General features: G+C 64.8%; 14 protein-coding genes. 4 read left to right on the forward strand and 10 right to left on the reverse strand.

The features are described from left to right. The 4 genes from ACXJKC_RS07900 to ACXJKC_RS07915 form a co-directional block, all read right to left on the reverse strand. A partial coding sequence (locus ACXJKC_RS07900; protein WP_456696152.1) for an acyl-CoA dehydrogenase family protein occupies positions 1-1130 on the reverse strand: 1130 nt, incomplete at its 3' end. 114 nt (positions 1131-1244) lie between these two features. Further along, positions 1245-3686 carry an ATP-binding cassette domain-containing protein gene (locus tag ACXJKC_RS07905; protein ID WP_456696153.1) on the reverse strand — a complete coding sequence of 814 codons (2442 nt, stop codon included), beginning with the start codon at positions 3684-3686 and terminating at the stop codon, positions 1245-1247. Positions 3687-3728: 42 nt separating this feature from the next. Next, positions 3729-4907 (reverse strand): substrate-binding domain-containing protein, encoded by a 1179-nt coding sequence (locus ACXJKC_RS07910; protein ID WP_456696154.1) that lies wholly within the window; start codon positions 4905-4907, stop codon positions 3729-3731. Then, positions 4907-6013, reverse strand: a complete 1107-nt coding sequence (locus ACXJKC_RS07915) for an ABC transporter permease (RefSeq protein ID WP_456696155.1) — start codon at positions 6011-6013, stop codon at positions 4907-4909. Before ACXJKC_RS07915 ends, ACXJKC_RS07910 begins: the two co-directional genes overlap by 1 nt. Positions 6014-6379: 366 nt before the next feature. On the opposite strand from ACXJKC_RS07915, the gene ACXJKC_RS07920 reads away from it, so the two are divergent. Further along, the gene (locus ACXJKC_RS07920; RefSeq protein WP_456696156.1) at positions 6380-7291 is read left to right on the forward strand and encodes an alpha/beta hydrolase; all 912 of its coding nucleotides are present in this window, start codon (positions 6380-6382) and stop codon (positions 7289-7291) included. 46 nt (positions 7292-7337) lie between these two features. Here the strand turns inward: ACXJKC_RS07920 and ACXJKC_RS07925 are convergent, their stop codons facing one another. Together ACXJKC_RS07925 and ACXJKC_RS07930 are read right to left on the reverse strand one after the other, a co-directional pair. Next, entirely contained in the window at positions 7338-8315 is a 978-nt protein-coding gene (locus ACXJKC_RS07925) for a MaoC family dehydratase (RefSeq protein WP_456696157.1), read from the reverse strand. Beyond that, positions 8312-9199, reverse strand: a complete 888-nt coding sequence (locus ACXJKC_RS07930; RefSeq protein WP_456696158.1) for an HpcH/HpaI aldolase/citrate lyase family protein — start codon at positions 9197-9199, stop codon at positions 8312-8314. The genes ACXJKC_RS07925 and ACXJKC_RS07930 overlap by 4 nt, the downstream gene beginning before the upstream one ends. A 166-nt stretch (positions 9200-9365) precedes the next feature. On the opposite strand from ACXJKC_RS07930, the gene ACXJKC_RS07935 reads away from it, so the two are divergent. The 3 genes from ACXJKC_RS07935 to ACXJKC_RS07945 are packed head-to-tail and all read left to right on the forward strand — an operon-like array spanning position 9366 to position 13300. Beyond that, positions 9366-10625: a CoA transferase gene (locus ACXJKC_RS07935; protein WP_456696159.1), complete on the forward strand. Its 1260-nt coding sequence runs from the start codon at positions 9366-9368 to the stop codon at positions 10623-10625. A gap of 54 nt (positions 10626-10679) precedes the next feature. After that, a complete protein-coding gene (locus ACXJKC_RS07940) occupies positions 10680-12104 on the forward strand; it encodes an aldehyde dehydrogenase family protein (RefSeq protein WP_456696160.1) in 1425 nt (474 codons plus the stop codon). Then, the gene (locus ACXJKC_RS07945) at positions 12101-13300 is read left to right on the forward strand and encodes a CaiB/BaiF CoA transferase family protein (RefSeq protein ID WP_456696161.1); all 1200 of its coding nucleotides are present in this window, start codon (positions 12101-12103) and stop codon (positions 13298-13300) included. The genes ACXJKC_RS07940 and ACXJKC_RS07945 overlap by 4 nt, the downstream gene beginning before the upstream one ends. Before the next feature lie 21 nt (positions 13301-13321). Here ACXJKC_RS07945 and ACXJKC_RS07950 read toward each other — a convergent pair whose 3' ends face one another. Genes ACXJKC_RS07950 through ACXJKC_RS07965 form a run of 4 tightly spaced genes read right to left on the reverse strand, consistent with a single transcriptional unit; the run spans position 13322 to position 19652 of the window. Next, positions 13322-14131, reverse strand: a complete 810-nt coding sequence (locus ACXJKC_RS07950; protein WP_456696162.1) for an enoyl-CoA hydratase/isomerase family protein — start codon at positions 14129-14131, stop codon at positions 13322-13324. Next, positions 14128-15393, reverse strand: coding sequence for a CaiB/BaiF CoA transferase family protein (locus ACXJKC_RS07955; RefSeq protein WP_456696163.1), 1266 nt, complete (start codon positions 15391-15393; stop codon positions 14128-14130). Before ACXJKC_RS07955 ends, ACXJKC_RS07950 begins: the two co-directional genes overlap by 4 nt. A 24-nt stretch (positions 15394-15417) precedes the next feature. After that, complete coding sequence (locus ACXJKC_RS07960) at positions 15418-17568, reverse strand: hydantoinase B/oxoprolinase family protein (protein WP_456696164.1); 2151 nt, start codon at positions 17566-17568, stop codon at positions 15418-15420. Positions 17569-17591: 23 nt separating this feature from the next. After that, positions 17592-19652, reverse strand: a complete 2061-nt coding sequence (locus ACXJKC_RS07965) for a hydantoinase/oxoprolinase family protein (protein ID WP_456696165.1) — start codon at positions 19650-19652, stop codon at positions 17592-17594. Positions 19653-19772: the final 120 nt, after the last annotated feature.

Below are 19772 nucleotides of genomic sequence, written 5' to 3' on the forward strand. Positions count from 1 at the left end.
TCACCGATCAGCATGAACGCGGCCTCACGGTAGAGACGCTCGATCTCGTACTCCTTGGAGTAACCGTAACCACCATGGATACGGAACGAGTCCTGCACAACCTCATTGCAGTACTCCGCTGCCACCATCTTGGCCATACCGGCCTCCACATCATTGCGCTTACCGGCATCCTTGAGCCGGGCGGCCTTGACGACCATCGCATGTGCTGTCTCGACCTTGGTCGCCATCTCAGCGATACGGAACAAGATCGCCTGATGCTGCGCGATCGGCTTACCGAACGTCTCACGCTGCTGCGCATACGCCACACCGAGCTCGAACGCCCGGTTCGCGATACCGACGGCACGCGCGCCGACGTTGACACGACCGACCTCGACGCCGTCCATCATCTGGTAGAAACCCTTGCCGGGCACACCCCCGAGAATCTGATCGGCCGAGATCTTGTGCTTGTCCAAGATCATCTCGGTGGTGTCGATGCCCTTGTAGCCCATTTTGTCGATCTTGCCCGGGATCGTGACACCCTGGGCCGTCTCACCGAAACCAGGCTCCTTCTCGACCAGGAACGTCGTCATGTTCTTGTAGACGCTGTCTTCGCCCTCGTCGGTCTTGACCAACACCGCGACCAGCGTCGAGCTGCCACCATTGGTCAGCCACATCTTCTGACCCGTGATCTCATAACCACCATCATCTGTCTTGGTGGCCTTGGTGCTGATCGCCGCGACATCCGAACCCAGCGACGGCTCACTCATCGAGAACGCCCCACGGACCTCACCGGTCGCCATCTTGGGCAGATACTTGGCCTTCTGCTCATCCGTGCCGTGCTGCATCAGCATGTACGCGACAATGAAGTGAGTGTTGATGACGCCCGAGACGCTCATCCAGCCGCGGGCGATCTCTTCGACGACCAGCGCGTACGTCAACAACGACTCGCCCAGACCACCGAACTCCTCGGGGATCATCAGACCGAAGATGCCGAGCTCCTTGAGACCCTCGACGATGTCGGTGGGGTACTCGTCCTTGTGCTCCAGATCGGTCGCGACAGGGATGATTTCCTTCTCCACGAACTGACGAACGAGCTTGAGGATCTCGACCTGCTCCTCGGTGAGACCTTCAGTGCTGACAAGACGACCCATCGCGGGGCTCCTCAAGTGGGGTGAGACGGACTATTGCTGCGCGGACGCCAGCGTACCGCATCTTTGTACGGCCAAATGGGGGGCGTCCTTCGACGCCCACCCATGGGCCGAGTACTACGACCGCTTCTTCTGCAGCACCGAGTAGGACGCAGCAGCGATCAACATCAACGCCCCGGTCAACCACGACCGCCACGACTCGCTGAGTTCGAGGAAGGTCGTAGCCGACAAGATGGTCTGGATGAGGACGGCTCCGAGCAGTGCGGCGATGAAGGAACCACGACCGCCGGTGATGGCCGCCCCCGCCAGAATCACGGCCGTGATGCTCGCGAACGTGTAGGACGCGCCGGAACTCGCATCGCCGAGACCTATCGACGCCGCGACGAGCAGCGAACCGACCGCCGCGAACAGCGAACACAGCACGTAGGCGCCGAACGTGACGGCGTTGACGTTCGTGCCCAGCTTCCGCGAGATGTCCTCGTCGGATCCGAGGCCGCGGAGCCGAATGCCGAGCATCGTGCGGCGCAGTGCCCACTCCAGGACCACGGCAGCCGCGACCGCAAGGATGAACACCACCGGGATTCCGGCGACTGTGCTGTTCAGCGCCTCGGTGAAACCCGAGTTGATCAGACCGTCCGGGCTGGGACGCATCAGCAGGCCGGCCCCTTGCAGGACCGTGAAGGTCACCAGCGTGGCAACGATGGGGTTGAGCTTGCCCCAGCGGAACAGTCCCGCGTTGACCAGCCCGACGCCTGCGGCCGCCGCGAAGAGCACGGCTACTCCCACGACGAGGCCGAGTGGGCCGGTCGTCTCGGTGAGTAAGAAGGAGGCGATGACGGTGCAGGTGCCTATCAGCGGTCCGACTGACAGATCGATCCCGGCAGTCATCAAGACGATCAGCTGTCCATACGCGACGATGATCAAAGTCGCGGCGAGGAACAGCGTCGAGCTGATGTTGGCCTCGCCCAGGAACAACGAGTTCCGCGATGACGTGTAGATCGCCAGCACGATGATCGCCGCCAAGATGATCGCGGCCGGACCGATGTCGCTGCCGACGAATCGACGGAGACCGCCCCCCTTCTTCTGGGAGGACACGTCTTCACGGCGAAGCGCGGTCGACGTGAGGGCACTCTGCGTGATGGCACTCTCGCTGATCTGGTCGCCGGCAAGCTCCTTGACGATGGTGCCGCGAGAGAAGATGACGACGCGGTCACACAGTCCTGCCAACTCGAGCGCGTCGCTGGACAGCACCACCACACCATTGCCATCAGCCGCGACGTCACGCAGATTCTGGTACATCTCCACTCGGACGCCGGCGTCGACACCTTGCGTTGGCTCCTCGGCCAGCAGCAGGGACGGCTGGGCCATGAGCGCTCTGGCCAGGACCACCTTCTGCTGGTTGCCACCCGACAGCGAGCCGATCTTCGTGTCCAGACTGGGTGTCTTGACTTCGAGAGCCGCCGTCCGCTCCTTGACCATCACGTTCTCACTCGATCCCGAGATGAACCCGCCCCGGGACGGAGTTCCCAGCGCCAGCACGGACGCGTTCTCGCGCACCGATTCCTCGACGAAGAGACCGTCGCGCAGCTTGTCGCCCGGCATGTAGACGATGCCCACGTCCTGCGCAGCGGCGACGCTGTGCAACGTGACGGCTTTGCCCTTGACCTTGAGTTCGGTCGATGACGGCTTCTCCAAGCCGGCCAGGGCGCGGATGAAGTCCGTCTGCCCGTTGCCCTCGATACCGGCCAGACCTACGATCTCCCCGGCCCGGACATCCAGGTCGATGTTGTCGAAACGACCGCCGGAGAATCCTCGGGCCTCCAGGATCAGTTCACCGACGTTGGAGGCCTTGTCCGGGAACGCCGCGTCGATGGACCGGCCCACGATGAGTCGGACGATCTCGTCCTCGGTGACCTCATCGGCCTGGAAGGTTCCCCTCGTCCTGCCGTCGCGCAGGAGGGTCAGCCGGTTGGCAATCGCCTTCACATCCGGGATTCGGTGCGAGATGTAGACGACCGAGGTGCCGGTCTCGCACAGACGGCGGATGTTCGTGAACAGGATGTCGATGTCGGCACGGGTCAGGGATTCGGTCGGTTCGTCGAGGATCAGAACCGACGGATTCGCGGCGACTGCTCGCGCAATTTCGACGAGCTGACGCTGTGCACTGCTGAGGTCCACGACACGGGTCCGCGGATCTACCTTCGCTCCGCTCTCCTCGAGGCGAGCGGCGGTCCAAGCGACCGCGTCGCGGGCGCGTGGGCGCACCGCCTCCGGAACTCCCAACAGGAAGTTCTCGGCGACCGTGAGATCCGGCAGGAGCGCCGGGTGTTGGTAGACGATGCCCAGGCCGGCATCGCGAGCCTGCGTCGGGTCGGCGCCTTCCAGCAGATCGCCGTTGACCTTCACGGTGCCTTCATTGGGTTCGAGCGCGCCGGCCGCGATCGCCATGAGCGTCGACTTGCCCGCCCCGTTCTCCCCGACGAGCGCATGGACTTCGCCGGGAAGAACTTCGAGGCTGACATCCGCCAGGGCGGTGACGCCTGGGAAGGTCTTCGTCACGTCCCGGATCTCGAGGGTAAATTCAGACCTTCCCATCGCAGATCAGCCCTTTCCGAACAGCTCGACGAGCTGCTCGTCCGACAAGTGACCCGTGAGGTCGGCATCCGCAGGCAGGTCCTTGTTGCACTTCGGCGGCATGTCGTTGGTCGTGTCCTCGATGATCTCCATCTCGATGCGCGAGGGCTCGTCGTTTTCTGTGCCGAGCGCGAGCGCAGTACCCCGACGCAGCGCGGAACGAATCAGCCAGGGGCGTGAGGAAAGGGTCATCAGTTCGAGCTTGGGGTTCGACGCCTTGTTGTCCTCGTAGGCGCAGGCCAGGTCGTTCTCCGACAGCGAGGCGATCGGGACGAGTGGCCGGTTGGCCGCCTTGTAGGCGCGGATCGCCGCAACCGCGAGAGTTCCGTAGTCGGTGACGACGCCGTCGATGTCCGGGTACTTCGTGAGCAGACCGGCCATCGCCTGCTGAGCCTTGGCGGGATCGAAGTCTGTGACCGTGTAGGAACCGGTGAGCAGCTTGATGCCGGGATTCTTCTTCAGCGACTTCTTCAAGCCGACCAGTTCGCCGTCGGAGGTCGGGCTACCCGCAGACCCACCGAGGAACACGATATTGCCCTTCCCGTCGAGCTGCTTGGCCATCCAGTCGCCCCACGCCTCGCCCCACGTGGAGAGGATCTCTGTCGTGGTGTCGTAGTAGTCCGTGCCCGGCTTGCCGGGGAACGACTCCCCCGTCGCGAAGGGCACGACCCAGACGCCGGACTTGCTCGCCTTGCGAAGCGCCGGGATGAGGCCGGGGCCGGCATCGGGCATGACGATGAGGACGTCGACGCCCTTCGCAACCATTCCATTGATGTCCGCGATCGACTTCTGCAGGTCGAAGTTGCTGGCCGCCGAGGTCACGCTGGTGATGTTGGGGCACTTGGACGCCTCGTCCTTGAGCTCTCCGAGGACCTGCTTACGCCAGGAATTGCCCTCGAAGCCCCAGGTGAAGCCCACCTTGATCTTCTTGTCGCCGGTGCACAGCTTCTTCATCAGATCGCCGTCGGGCTGCTCGGTGCCGGTCTTGCCGACCGGCACTGCCTCAACAGCCTTGAGTGTGTCGGCCGATGAGGCGGATCCGCCACCCGTTGATCCGCAGGCCGCGAGAACGAGCATCGAGAGAGTCGCAGCCGCGGTGACCGCGATGCTGGACTTCCGACGACTCAGGGGTCGATTCGTTCGCATTACATTCCTCCATGGTGAGTCGCGCCCGCGGACCGGTCGCGATCGTGTGCTGCGGTGGGCTTCCGAGAAATGTGACGCCGCATCCTGGCCCAGGGGATGCTGCGAAGACTCATGCCGATCCCGATGATCGAGCCCTGCACGAGAAACTGAGTAGCGCTGGCGGCGCCCATGGCCTGTGTGATCTGGTTGAGCTGGCTCAGGAACAGTGCGCCGACGACAGTCGCTGCCGCGCTGCCGCGGCCACCCGCGAGCGAGGTGCCTCCCAGGACGACCGCCGCGATACTCGCGAGCAGGTATTCGTCGCCGATCTGGAGGCTCGGGGTTTTCAAGAACCCGGCGAGCAGCACTCCTGCGATGGCTGCACACGTCGCGGAGGCGACGTACGCGCCTGCCTGGTAACGCTTGACGGGCATACCCGCGACCCGAGCCGCGTGCTCATTGGAGCCCACGAGTTTGAAACGCCGACCGAGGACGGTCCTCTTCAGGACGATCGTCACGGCGATTGCTAGGAGCAGCGCGATGATCGCGGTATGGGGCACGCCCAGGGTCTTGTCCAGCGCGAAGGTGTTCAGGGAGTCGGGCGATGTCGACGGCGACCCGCCCGAATACGACAGCACGAACCCCGTCAACAACGCATTGGTGGCCAATGTCGCAACGAACGGTGCGATCGAGAAGCGCGTGACCGCGGCAGCATTGATGAGGCCGACGATGACGCTGACCACGAGGACGGCGACAAGCGCGGCCAGCAAGCCGTGCTCCGAGCCGTACCGGCTGGCCACCAGCGCTCCGACCGAGATCATGCCGGGGACCGAGAGGTCGAGTCCGCCCTGCATGACGACGAAGGTCTGCCCGATCGCCGCGATCGCCAGAACCGAGGCGAACGGCAGCATTCCCAAGAGCGCGCTGGACCCCAGGGTCCCGCTGGCCAGCAAGGGGCTGACCGCGAACAAGATGATCGTGGCCACCCAGATCCCGGAGAACTCCCCGAAGACGAGTCGCCGCACTGCGCTGTCCTTCTTGGGCGCTCGCTTCTGAAGGGATTCTCCTGACGGTGCCTGGTCGTGGGCTGCCACGTCGCTCGTTGCCTCCTTCGCCGCAAGACTCATCAACAGAACTCCTCATCGATTGGCAGTCGCAGATCGGGCGACCGAGCCCCTGTGCCTGGTGTGCCGGGGGTCACATGTTGGGACAGTTCTAGTACATGGACATGTTGTTTGGCAAGCCATTTCATCAAACGTACGGCCATTTCTTTTTGAGAGACCGAATCTTCTGCCCAGCTAGAGGCTCGGACGCGAGCCAAAAATCCGCCGGCACCCGCACGCGACCTGCAACTGAGGGATCACAGCCCAAAAGCGGTCCATTGACAGCCTCAGGACCAGCGATCTAGATTTGGCCGTCTCAATGCTCTTCCGAGATGCATTCGGTGCCACCTTCGGATCGATTCGGCGTCTCGGCCTTCTGAAAGGACGCTCATGGCCAGCCAAGAAATGCAGGACGTCATCGACAGCATCACCGACTTCCCGTTGGACGTCCCCGGCCAGCGCGCGCACTACGAGAAGGTCTGGAGCGCGGTGCCGGTCGACGACGACATCCGGTCCGAGCCGGCTGACTTGGGCGGCATCGGCGGGGACGGTTCAGAGTGGGTATGGGCCGAAGGATCCGGGGACGAGGGCGCCCCGGTCTTCTTCTACTTCCACGGCGGCGGATACATCGCCGGGCGCCCCTGGATGTGGCGGTCGTTCAACGGGCGGCTCGCCCGCGCATCCGGTTTCCGCGGCCTGGCATTCGACTACCGGCTCGCGCCTGAACACCCGTTCCCGACGGCGGTCCACGACTCGGTCGATGCCTACCAGTGGCTGCTCGCATCGGGCCGCCGCCCCGAGGAGGTCGTGTTGGTCGGCGACTCCGCAGGCGGTGCGCTGGTCCTCTCGGTGCTGATGGAGCTCCGCGACCGCGGACTGCCCCTGCCCGCCGGCGGCGCGCCGATGTCCCCGTGGACCGACCTCGAACTTCTGGGCGAGACCATGACACCGGAGACCGGCGATCCCCTCACGACCGAGGACTCCGCACGCTCGATGGCCGAGCGTTACCTGGGCGGACAGTCGCCCCGCAACCCGCTCGCTTCGGCCATCCATGCCGACCTGGCCGGCTTACCGCCACTCCACATCGAAGCCGGCGAGCGAGACGTCCTTTACAGCGACTCGGTCAGAGTCGTCGAGCTCCTCCGCCAGGCCGGAAACGATGTTCGCTTCGAGTCCGAGCCGGGCGCGATCCACTCCTACCCGGCGCTGGCGGGTACAACTCCCGAGGCCGTGGCGGCCATCGATCGTATGGGCGCGTTCCTGAAGGAAGTCGTCGCGGCTGCGTCGAAGATCAACGCCTGACGTCGACCGTCCTGCCTGATCCCCATGAGGGTCAGGCAGGAGACGGTCAGGCGAACAGCGCATCGAAGCGCCAGTCGAGAACGTCCGTATCCGCTCTGGCGTCGCTGGACGCCACGACCAGCGCACGAAGGCCCGCGATCACATGCTCATCGCTCTCACCCACACCCTCGACGACTACCCGGGTCCGAAGCGTGTCACCCTCACGGACGGGTCCGGTGTGGTCGCAGGACTTCCACCCGATCACCGTCACCAATGACGGCAGGGCCCTGACGACCTGATGCAGAGCCAACCCGATGGAATGACCGCCGTAGACCAGCCGTTCACCGCGGTAACGCTCGTCGTGGTGCACTTTGGCGATGTTCTGGGTCAGTCGGGCAAGTTCTGCGGCTGACGACACAACATCCCCGCCTGCCACGTCGTACTCGTCGCCGACGACGAGATTGACACGACCGTGGCGCTCGCGCACCGGCGACAGGTCCCAGCTCGGTGCCGTCACGGCGTCGGATCCGGCCGCCTGCAGATCCCATGTCCCGCGAACGGCGACATCTGGAGCGACGGTCCGCGCCGCGATCATCGCGCACCGGTAGAAGTCGAGGACCACGTCGCCACGTTGGTTCGTGGTCACGATGTGCAGCAGAGCGAGTCCGGAGGGCTCTCGGCCGGGCTTGGAGCGGTTGCCACGCAACCCTTCCACCGTCGTAACGGTTGTCAGCGTGTCGCCGATGCGGGGCATCTGAAGGAGCACGAGATTTCGGTAGTAGAGATTCGCGATGACCGTGTGCGTCGCCGGCGTGGACTGTCCGATCGACACATCCCACACGACCGCAGGTGACACGAGCATCCGACCGTCACCGGCCACGTGACGACTCAACCCTTCGTCGAGGGTGACCTGAAGACGGTTGCCGACGATCGCCTGATGCGCGGATGTGAGCCCTGAGGTGAGCGTCACGGCCGGCGAATCATCGAATACCTGTCCGACCTGCAGATCCTCGAAGTACGGCCCATCCACGACCCACGTCGTCATCGTCTGCTCGCTTCCGCACGCTTCACGACCTGCCGGGCCGCCTCCACCACCGGAAGGTCGATCATGGCTCCCTCCAGTCCGACGGCACCCGTGCCCGACGACACGGCGTCGTCGAAGGCTTCGATGACTCTCTTGGCATGCTCGACCGCGGCTTGAGAGGGAGTGAACGATTCGTTGACGTCATCCACCTGCGCCGGGTGGATGACCCACTTGCCGTCGAATCCCATCGCGGCAGCATGCTCATTGGCTGCAACACAGCTGTCCCGGTCGCGGAAGTCGAACCACGGCCCGTCGATCGCGGCGACGCCGGCAGCGCGGGCGATCACGACAACTCGATCCTGCAGGGCAAGCCAGGCCCTGCCCCCCGGCAAGCCGACGGGGCGCCTCAGGTCAACGGCCAGGTCGGCATAGCCGATGATCACCGAGTCGATCGATCCGCATCCTGCCAAGAGTCCCGAGAGGTCACGCACTCCCACAGCAGTTTCGATCAAAGCCTGGATCCGCAGCGTCGAGCCACTCGGGTTGTCGAACGCCAGCCGAGACGCCGCTTCCTCCAGCTCGAGCGCATCCGACAGCCGCTCCGCTTTGGGAAGAACGATGCTCTCCAGCTGAGGTGCTGCCTCGGCGATCGCCGCGAGATCGTCGTGCCACCACGGCGTATCGACGGCGTTGATCCGAACCGTTGTCCGCCTGAGGTCTGCACCGGCGAGAAAGGCGGCGACCGTCTCACGGGCGATTGCCTTGCGATGGGGTGCCACCGCGTCCTCGAGATCGACGACGATCTGGTCGGCGTCCGTGGCGAATGCCTTCTCGAGCTTGCCGGGCTGGTCCCCAGGCACGCACAAAGCTGATCGAGGGGCGGGTCGAATATTGGTTTTTGACACGGATTGTGATCCTCACCACGTAGGACTCAAATTGCAGGCAAATGTGCGGCCAAAGTAACCATTAATCTCTACCCGAGTCAACATTCCTCACATAGGTATCCCAGATTGAAGGATTGACAACGTAAGACACCTCAACCAGTATGGCCGTACAAAGTTGGAGGTTGTAGTGTTCAGCGCTCAAAGCAGTCTTGCTCATCGCCCCCTCGAGGGACTCCGCGTCATCGAGGTATCGAGCTTCGTCGCGGCTCCGCTCGGGGGCATGACCCTTGCTCAGCTCGGTGCCGACGTCGTACGTGTCGACCCTCTCGGCGGCGCCCCGGACACGTCGCGGTGGCCTCTGACGGTCAACGCCGCGAGCCTTTACTGGGCCGGGCTGAACAAGGGAAAGCGTTCCTTCGAAGTGGATTTCCGCTCCGAGGAGGGGCGTGAGCTCGTCCGTTCCCTCATCGTCGACGGCGGCGATTCCGGCGGCATCCTGCTGACCAATGCGGTCGGCCGCGATTGGCTCTCATATGACTCTTTGCTGCCGATCCGGCCCGATCTGATCCACCTTCAGATCGAGGGCAAGCACGATGGCTCTCCCGCCGTGGACTACACGGTCAACGCCGCCGTCGGCTTCCCGCTCGTGACCGGGCCGGAGGGTCTCGCCGACCCGGTCAACCACGTTCTGCCGGCGTGGGATATCGCATGTGGCCTGTACTCCTCGATCGCGATCCTCGCCGCGGAGCGACAGCGCCGGACTTCGGGAAACGGCTCGCAGATGCGTGTCGCCCTTCAGGACGTCGCGCTCGCCATGGCAGGCAATCTCGGCTTCCTGGCCGAAGCACAGATCAACAAGGTCGATCGCAAGCGCATCGGCAATTACCTCTACGGAGGCTTCGCGCGTGACTTCACCACGAACGATGGCCGGCGAGTCATGATCGTCGTCCTGACCCGCCGGCACTGGACCGATCTTCTCGGCGCCACGGGCCTGGGCCCCGTGGTTTCGGCTCTGGAAGACTCTCTCGGCGTCGACTTCCGCAATGAGCGCGACAGATTCGAATACCGCGAAGCTCTGGCCGGCCTGCTCCAGCATTGGTTCTCCTCCAGGAGCCTGGGCCAGGCGACCCAGGAACTCGACGGAGGGTCCTACCTCTGGTCGGTGTACCGGACGTTCGTCGAGGTCGTCGGGGGCGCGGAGGGCGATCTCGCCGACAACTCCATCATCGGCGAGATCGATCAACCTGGTGTCGGTCGACACCTCGCGCCCGGCTCCCCCATCACCTTCGGCGTCCGTGGCGCGCGCTCCGGCGTGGCACGCGCACCCCAGTTGGGCGAACACACCGAGACGCTCCTTCACGACGATCTCGGATTGGGCGAACCGGCCATCGGCGCCCTGTTCGCCCAGAAGATCGTCGCGGGCAGGCAATCGGCCCCGGCTCGCTGAACCACGCCTTCTGGCCTCACAACACTTCGACCTCATAAGAGACAGGAACGCATCGTGATCGACACCGACTGCTTCATCGACGGCCGCGTGGTCAAAGCGCCGAGCACCTTCGATGTCCTCGACCCGTCCACTGGGAAGGTGATCGCCGCCGTCTCCCGTGGGGGCGCCGAGGAGATCGACCAGGCCGTCGATGCCGCGAACCGGGCAAGTCGCTCGTGGTCTCGTCTCAGTGCGCGCGAGCGGGCCCAGCATCTTCGCGCGGTAGGTGTGGCGCTTTCGGCACACACCGAGGAACTGGCCCTCCTCGAGAGTCAGGACACCGGAAAGCCGCTCACCCAGGCACGGGCCGATGCGGCGGTCGCCGTGCAGTACTTCGAGTTCTACGCCAATGGGGTGGAGCAGTTCTTCGGCGACGTGATCCCGTCGCTGCCCGACGTCATCGCGTACACCCGACAGGTCCCGTTCGGCGTGACCGGGCACATCATCCCCTGGAACTATCCGCTCCAGATCGCCTGCCGGACCTTCGTGCCTTCTTTGGCAGTAGGCAACTGCGCTGTCGTCAAGCCGGCTGAGGAGGCGCCACTGTCGGTCCTGGCCGTTGCGCGGATCGCGCACGAGGCAGGCTTGCCCGCCGGTGTCCTGAACGTCGTGCCAGGTCTTGGTCTCGAAGCCGGCGCGGCGCTCTCCTCCCACACCGGCATCAACCACTTGTCGTTCACCGGTTCAGTGCCCATCGGCGCGACGATCGCGAAGGCCGCAGCGGCCAACGTCATCCCGGTTGCCCTCGAACTCGGAGGCAAGTCCCCCAACATCGTCGCTGCCGACGCAGACCTCGACCTTGCCTTGCCCGTGATCGCGAAGTCCATCGTGCAGAACGCCGGTCAGACCTGTTCGGCCGGATCGCGTCTCATCGTCCAGAACTCGGTGCACGAAGAGGTCGTCGACCGCTTGACGGCCATCCTCGGCGGACTCACGATCGGTGCAGGTCCAACCGATCCCGACCTCGGTCCGCTCATCTCCGAGAAGCAGCGCGGCCGGGTGAGCACGCTGGTTCGGGCTGCCCAGGAGACCAGCGACCTGCGTCTCGGATCAGCAGAGCCGCTCGATCGTGACGGCTTCTTCTTCTCCCCTGTGTTGCTCGACCGCGTCGACCCCAAGGCACAGATCGCCCAGGAGGAAGTGTTCGGACCTGTCGTCGCCGTCTCGACGTTCGACGACATCGACGAAGCCGCAGACATCGCCAACGGAACCGAGTACGGGCTCATCGCCGCAGTGTGGACGTCGAATGTGACAACCGCGCACCGCCTCGCAGATGACATCGTGGCCGGCCAGGTCTACGTCAACACCTACGGTGCCGGCGGTGGTGTGGAGCTGCCGTTCGGCGGCTTCCGGAAGTCCGGCTTCGGACGCGAGAAGGGATTTGAGGCCCTGCGAGCATTCTGCGAGACCAAAGCCGTCGTCATCAAGGTCCCCCGATGACGCAGCCTTCTGAACCCGGACCCGTTGACAACGCCCTGAAGGGTGTCCGGGTCATCGACTTCACGCAAGCGCTCTCCGGCCCCTACTGCACCCTGATGCTCGCGGATCTCGGTGCCGATGTCATCAAGGTCGAGCGCCCGGGTGTCGGCGACGACGCTCGGCACTGGGGTCCTCCCTTCATCGGTGCGGACGCCGCCTACTTCATGTCGGTCAACCGCAGCAAGCGGAGCACGATCTTCGACCTCAAGGACCCCGAGCATCTGGCCGCCGTCCGCGAGCTCGTCAAGACAGCGGACGTCGTGGTCGAGAACTGGCGTCCTGGCACCGCGGCCAGGCTCGGACTGGGACCGGACGAACTGCGCACGATCAACCCCCGCCTGATCTTCTGCTCCATCAGCGGCTTCGGTCAGGACCAAGGGACGCTGTCCGGCTACGACCAGATCGTGCAAGGAACTTCGGGCGCGATGTCCTTGACCGGCCCGGCCGGTTCGCCCACCAAATGGGGCATCCCGGTGGCGGACATCGCCGCCGGCATGTTCGCGTCGACGGCCATCGTCGCGGCGTTGCACGAGCGCAACCAGACGGGCGTGGGCCGCACGATCGACATCGCAATGCAGGACTGCCTCATCGCGATGCTGACCCATCAGGCGACGAGGTACCTGGCAACGGGAGTACTCCCGCCCAACGACGTGAACGGACATTCGACGATCGTGCCGTACGGGCTCTTCGCGACCAGCGATGGTTTCGTGAACGTCTGCGTCGGCAACGACTCGCAGTTCCTGCGGCTCTGCACCGAGCTCGGGCTCGACGATCTGGCGGCTACGGAGCGCTACAAGACCAACCCCCTGCGCCTGCAGAATCGCGACGATTTGCTCGCGGACCTCGAGGCCAGACTGTTGCAGCTCTCGACCGAGAGTGTCATCACCGGCCTGCAGTCGGTGGGAGTTCCTGTCGGCCCCGTCCGCACCATGGCCCAGGTCTTCGACGATCCCGAGGTCAAGGAGCGCGACATGCTCGTGACCGTGAGCCGACCAGAGTACGGCGAGGTCAGTCTCCCCAACGGTCCGTGGAAGTTCGACGGCCAGTCCTCGGAGCCTCGTCTGCCACCGCCGCTGCTCGGTGAGCACACAGCCGAGATCAGGGCCGAGCTCGGACTGCCGCTGGGCGACGACGGCGACAATCTCGCCGCATCCTGACGCGTTACTCGGGAATCCGGATCATGCCTGCTGTTCAGGCGTCGGCGGCGTCATCGCGATCCGGCTCGGGAACTGCGGCGCGCGCTTGCTCGCGAATGCCTCCAGACCCTCCCGGGCGTCGTCGCTCGCAAAAGCCTTCTGCCCATATAGCGCCTCGGCGTGGAAGGCCGCTTCCTGCGGCATATCGCCGAGTTGGAGCACGGACGACTTGATGACCTCGAGAGCTGTGCCGCTCCTCGACAACAGCCGCTCTGCGATCTCCAGGGCCGCAGGCAATACCCGGTCGTCGGGGACAACCCGGTTGAGCACTCCGTAACGCAACGCCGTGGCGGCATCGATCGTGTCACCCAAGAGCATGAGCTCCATCGCCCATGCATAAGGGATTTGCCGCGTCAGACGTGTGAGCGTGCCGCCGGCGGGGACCACACCGACCCCGCTCTCGGGGAGCGCGAACTTGGCCGACTCCCCCGCGATCCGCAGGTCGGTGGACAGCATGATCTCGAACCCGCCGCCCAGACATAGCCCGTTGACGGCGGCGATGACCGGCTTGTGGAGCCGGGTGTGCTTCTGGTGGGCGCCATCCCACTCCGAGATGTCGAAGCGCCCCTCTGACAGTGCCGGGATCGACTCGGTGAGGTCAGCACCCACGCAGAAGGCACGACCTCCGTTGCCGGTCAGGACGGCCACGCCGATCGTGTCGTCGTCTCGCACCTGGTCGAAGGCCGCGGAGAGATCCTCGTACATGGCCAGCGTCAGCGAATTGAGCTTGTCCGGCCGGTCGAATGTGATGACCGCGACGCTGCCCTCCCGTCGGAAGTCGATGTCGCTCACGCGATGGTCCCGTTCTGGCGCAGTGCGTCGATCTCGTCGGTGCTGAGCCCCGCCAGAGCCCGCAGAACCGTCGTGGTGTGCGCCCCGACCTCGGGGGCCAGTCCTCGGGGCTGTGTCGGGGTGTCGCTGAGTTTGATGGGCGATCCCACCATGCGCAAGGGTCCGTAGTCCGGGTAGTCGACGTCGACGATCATGTCGCGATCGGCGATCTGCGGGTCATCGACGACCTCGGCGATGTTCTTGACCGCGCTGAGCGGCACGGCGTCGCCGGCAATCGACTCCAGCTCTGTTTTGGTCCTGTCCGCGAACCAACGTGCCAGGATCGGTCGGATCTTGGTGTCGTACACCTCCTGGTCGAAACGCTTGGCCATCGTGTCGATCTGCGGATCGTTCGCGAGCTCGGGTTCGCCGAAAAGCTCGCAGCTGAGCCGCCAGAATTTGTCGGTGTAGCCGCCGAAGAACACGAACCCGTCCTTGCAGGGGTAGAGCTCATATGGGCGGACGAACGGATGCTGATTGCCCAGTGGTTCGGCGACTGTTCCATCGACGGTGTACGACACCACGGCGTTCTCCGTCAGGCTCAGGACGGAGTCCTGCTGCGATATGTCGACGAGCTGACCCTGACCGGTCTTCTCCGCATGACGGAGGGCGGCCAGCGTCCCGATGACGCCGTACATCGTCGCCGAGAGGTCACCGATGATGGTGCCGATCCGCAAGGGCGGCTGGTTGGGCTCACCGTTCATCGACCAGAGACCTCCCGTGGCCTGTGCACTGTTGTCATAGGCCGGCCGGCGGCGATACGGACCGGTCTGGCCGTACCCGGACAGCGCTGTGTAGACCAGGGCGGGGTTGACCTTGCGGAGCTCGTCGAAGCCGAGACCGAGCTTGTCCATCGTGCCCGCCCGGAAGTTCTCGACCAGCACATCGGCCTTGGCCACCAGGGAGCGCAGGACGTCCTTGCCCTCCGGTGTGCCCATGTTCAGCGTGATCGCCATCTTGTTGCGGTTGTACTGGGCGAAGAAGGCGCTGAAGGTGCCCCCGTCGGAGTCGGTCAGCAGCGGGGGGAAGTCCCGGGCGTAGTCCGGCTCGTCCGGGTGCTCCACCTTGATGACGGTCGCGCCGAGATCGGCCAAGATCATCGAGCAGAAAGGCCCGGCCACGACTCGGGTGATGTCGAGCACCACCACTCCACGCAGCGATCCTTGCAATGCGGACGGCGGCAGGAACGGCCCAAGACCGTCCAGGTCGGTGTACTCAGTCATGCTTGCCCTCCAACTTGTCGTCGATCACGCTGCGTGCGCGGCTTCGCGGATGCGGATTCGGGCGTCCAGCAAGGTGCCGCAGGAGGGGCTGTAGAACTCTTCGAGCACAACTTCGGCACCACCTTCGCGGGCACGCGACCAGACACCGAACTCTGCCAGACGCTCCGAGGCCGGCGACGTGCGAACGATGGCGTCATCGCGCCAGTCGTCTGAATTGCCGAGACGCGCTCCGCTGGACGGGACGAACCAGCCGTCGCCGTCGTGCTGCGGCACGGAGAGTCCTTCACCCGCATCGGCGACCTGGATCGTGTGGTCGGGGCCGACCCGCTGGGCGCGGATGGCGGCCTTCTTGTCCTTTGTGGCTGCGGAGTCGACATCGCCGTCGACGACCACCACTCCGTAGACGTCGCTGGCGGTCGCTGTGGAGACATAGCCGTCCGAGACGTCTTTGAGGACGGCGCTCGATTCACGCAGCAGAGGATCTCCGTAACCACCGCCTCCGGCGATCCACTGAACGAAGACATCGCCGGTCTTGATGGAGATCGACTGCTGGTTGATGTCCAGCAGCTCTTCCGTCGTCGAGGTGAGGGCCGCGGCCGCGGGGACCTGACCCTGGTTGAGCAGAGCGGCCACATTCGCGCCACGAAGGATCCGGTGGCCGCTGCCGCCGCCCGGAAGACCTCCGCCGTAGCCGTCGGCCGGGATCTGCGAGCTCGGCGAGAAGACGGTTTGGACGACCTCGGACGCTCCGTGCAGGGTCCAGGCGAACTCGAGTCCCAGGCCGCCGCGGTACGTGCCGTGACCCGCACTCTGCGTGTTGAGGTTCTTCCACAGGTACAGAACCGGATAGAGCATCTCGTTCATCTCGACGTCCGGGAGCATGTTGTTGACCTGGGTCATCATGCCCGCGCAATCCAGCCCGTCGTTGTGCGGCTGGGCGCCGGCGCCCATGCCTCCGCCGTCCATGTTGAACAACACGAAGTATTCGCCGGCGTCGTTGTTGCCCGCCGAGATGCCACCGGTCCAGGAGTCCGCCCAGACTCCTTGAGTGCGCTCACGGATGATCTCGTCATGGCTCTTGCCGCACGCCTCGTTGAGCAGCTTGGTGATGATGCGGCTGACCCTGGCACCGGTCGTCAGGTGGCCATTGCTGATCGGTGCCGGTGGCACCGGGTTCACGATGGAGCCGGACTCGGCGATGACGTTGAACGCCGTCATGACGCCTTCGTTGAACGGAACGTCCCAGGCGAGTATCGGCACGACGGCCGATGCGACGCTGCCGACGAGTGCGCCGTAGCTGCAGTTGACGAAGCCGTCGGTCTGCTCACTGGACCCGGTGAAGTCGAAGGTGATCTGCCCGGCCGACTTCACCATCTTGCAGGCGACCTTGTAGAGCTCGTCGACGTGTCCGTTGTGTTCGGTCCACTCCTCCGCAACGTAGGTGCCGTCGGGAATCGCCTCGATGCGGTCACGGACGACCTGCTCGGCCAGTTCGAAGCTGAGCTTGGTGTACTTCTGGAACTCGTCCTCGCCGAACTCTTCGAGGGTTTCCAGAAGCCGCCGGGTACCGGTGTTGTTGCTCGCGATGAGGGATCGGACGTCGTTCCAGAACAACGCCGGAACACGCACGTTGTTCAGAACCAGTCGTTTGACCCACTCAACGGGCTCGCCCTTTTCGAAGATCTTGACGCCAGGCGGCAGTCGCAGCGCTTCGCTGTAGCAGTCGTAGGCGCCGGGGGCGAAGCCGCCGGGTGTCATGCCGCCGACGTCGACCAGGTGCGCCTGCGACTGGGCCCAGGCGATCAGCTCGCCGTCGTGGAAGATCGGCGAGATGATGTTGGTGTCCGGCGGGTGGCTCGCACCGGACGTGTGTGGGTCGTTGCTGATGAAGGCGTCACCCGGGGCGATCGGCTCGTCACCGATGGTCTTGACGAGAGCGTCCACCGCGACGCTGCCGGATCCGATGTGGAACTGGACGTAGTCCGAGTAGGCGTAGATACGTCCGCTCGGGTCGAACAATGCGGTGTTGAAGTCGCCGGCCTCGGTGATGACCGGGGACCCGGAGGAGCGGATCATCGCGATGCCCATCTCCTCGACGATCGAGTCGAGGCGCATACGGATGACTTCGAGCTTGACCGGATCGATACCGGCGGGCAGCTGGTGCTTGGTGTTCATAGTTCTCCTCAGCAGGTATGGATTCAGGCGTTCTCGGGCAGGCGAAGCAGGAAGTGACCTTCGTCGGTCAGCTCCACCGAGCCGCCGGTCGGAACGAAGATCGTGGTGTCCGACTCCTCCAGGAGGCAGGGACCGTCGGCGCGTCCGAGGGCCGCGAAGCCACGGTGGATGTCGATCTCGGCTCGACCGTCGACTGCAGGTTCCAGCACCGAGCGCCGAGTCCGGGAGTGCTGTTCGTCGGACTCGCCGGCCACGGACGTCGTCCTCTGCACGTCGCTGCGTCCGACCGCGCGGACGCGGGAGTTGACCAAGAGGATGTCGGTCTCCGTCCAGGCCGTGCCGGCCCCGAACTCCACCTCGTAGTCGGCGATGAAACGCTCGCGTAAATCGTCCTTGTCGTCCTCGGTGAAGGTGCCGGACTTGAGTTTCGTGGTCACCTCGAAGATCTGTCCGACGAACTTCATGTCCGCCTCGCGGTACAGCTCGCGGTGGTCCTCGGGGATGCCCTCGGACTCGAACCACGCCTGTGCGCGCTGTTCCAGTCCGGCGAATTCCTTCTCCAGCTCTTCGGCCGGCTGGTGCGCGGTCCACGGACTGGTGCGCACCGCCGAGAAGACCGAGTCGGCGTGCATGAGCCCGTAGGCCGAGAAGACCGCCGCATTGCGTGGGATGACAACTTCGGTGACGCCGATATCGTGCGCCAGGCTCGCGGCGAACAGACCACACGCACCGCCGAAGCCCACGAGGGTGAACTCCCGTGGGTCGTGACCGCGGTTGACCGTGATCTTGCGAAGGGCGTTCGACATCTGGGAGCTGGCGAGCTGGTAGATGCCCTGTGCCGCCTCGTCGACGCTGATGCCGAGCGGCTGCGCGACGTGCTCCTCGATGGCTTGACGCGCGAGCTCGACGTGGAGCTGGACCGTGCCGCCGAGGTAGTAGTCGGCATTGATCAGGCCGAGCACCAGGGCCGCGTCGGTGACTGCGGGGCGGGTGCCACCTGCGCCGTAACAGGCCGGGCCGGGTGTCGACCCGGCGCTGTGAGGTCCCACCCGCAACAGTCCTCGACCGTCGATCCAGGCCAGGCTTCCACCGCCGGCACCGATCGTCTCGATGTCGACCGCTGTCAGGCTGGTCGGCAGTCCGCCGATCTCGGCGCGGGCCAGCAGGCGCAGCTCGTCGTCCATGATCGCGGCAGCATCCAGGCTGGTGCCGCCCATATCGGCGGTGAGGACCTTGCTGCGTCCCAGTTGCTGTCCGAGCAGGCGGGCGCCGGTGACGCCGCCGACAGGGCCGGAGTTGAACATCGAGATGGGTGCCTTCTGCGTCTCGTCAACCGAGAGGAATCCGCCGTGGACCTGCATGATCTGGACCGGTGCGCGCAGGCCCTTGTCGCGGAGCTGGTCAGCGAGTTGCTGGAAGTGGGTCGCGACCAGTGGCTTGACCGCGGCGTCCAGCGCTGTGGTCACCATGCGTTCGTACTCGCGGTACACCGGCGTCAGACTGCTGGAAAGGGTGAACGGCAGGTCGGGGTGATTGGCCTTCAGGTACTCCCCGATGGCCTGCTCATGGGCTGCGTTCCGGAATGACCACAGGAGGCAGACCGCGATGGCTTCGGCACCGGAGGCGAGTGCTGCATCCACAACGGTCTTGATCTCGGACTCTTCCAGCTCCAGGAGGACCGCGCCGTGGGCGTCGATACGTTCCGCGACCTCGAAAATGCGGCGCCGATCGACGACCTCCGGAGGCATGAGCATCTCGTGGGGGTCACGTTCTTCGGTTCGCGCGGACCGCGCGATCCGCAGCGTGTCGCGGAATCCCGCGGTGGTGAACAGCGCCACAGGTGCGTACTTCTGCTCGTCGACGGCGTTCGTGACGATCGTGTTGCCCAGGACGAACCTGTCGACCGAGGCGAAGAAGTCGTCCTCGCCGAGGTTCAACCGGTCCCGCAGCACCTCGATCGCACCGAGGATTCCTGTTGTCACGTCTTTCGTGGAGAAGGCCTTCGCCCGGAAGGCGACTCCGTCCTGGAGCGCCACGGCATCTGTGAAGGTGCCGCCGACGTCGATACCGACGTGAAGGGTCATGGTGTTCTCCTTGGGTCATGAAGATTGTGCTGTGCTGTCGCGGGTGTCTGATCGACAGAGGGCGACTCTGAGCGAGATTACGCAGGCACTGTGACTGAGGCTATGTGGCGCGACCACTCT

It is taken from the genome of Aeromicrobium sp. P5_D10 (genome assembly GCF_054049535.1).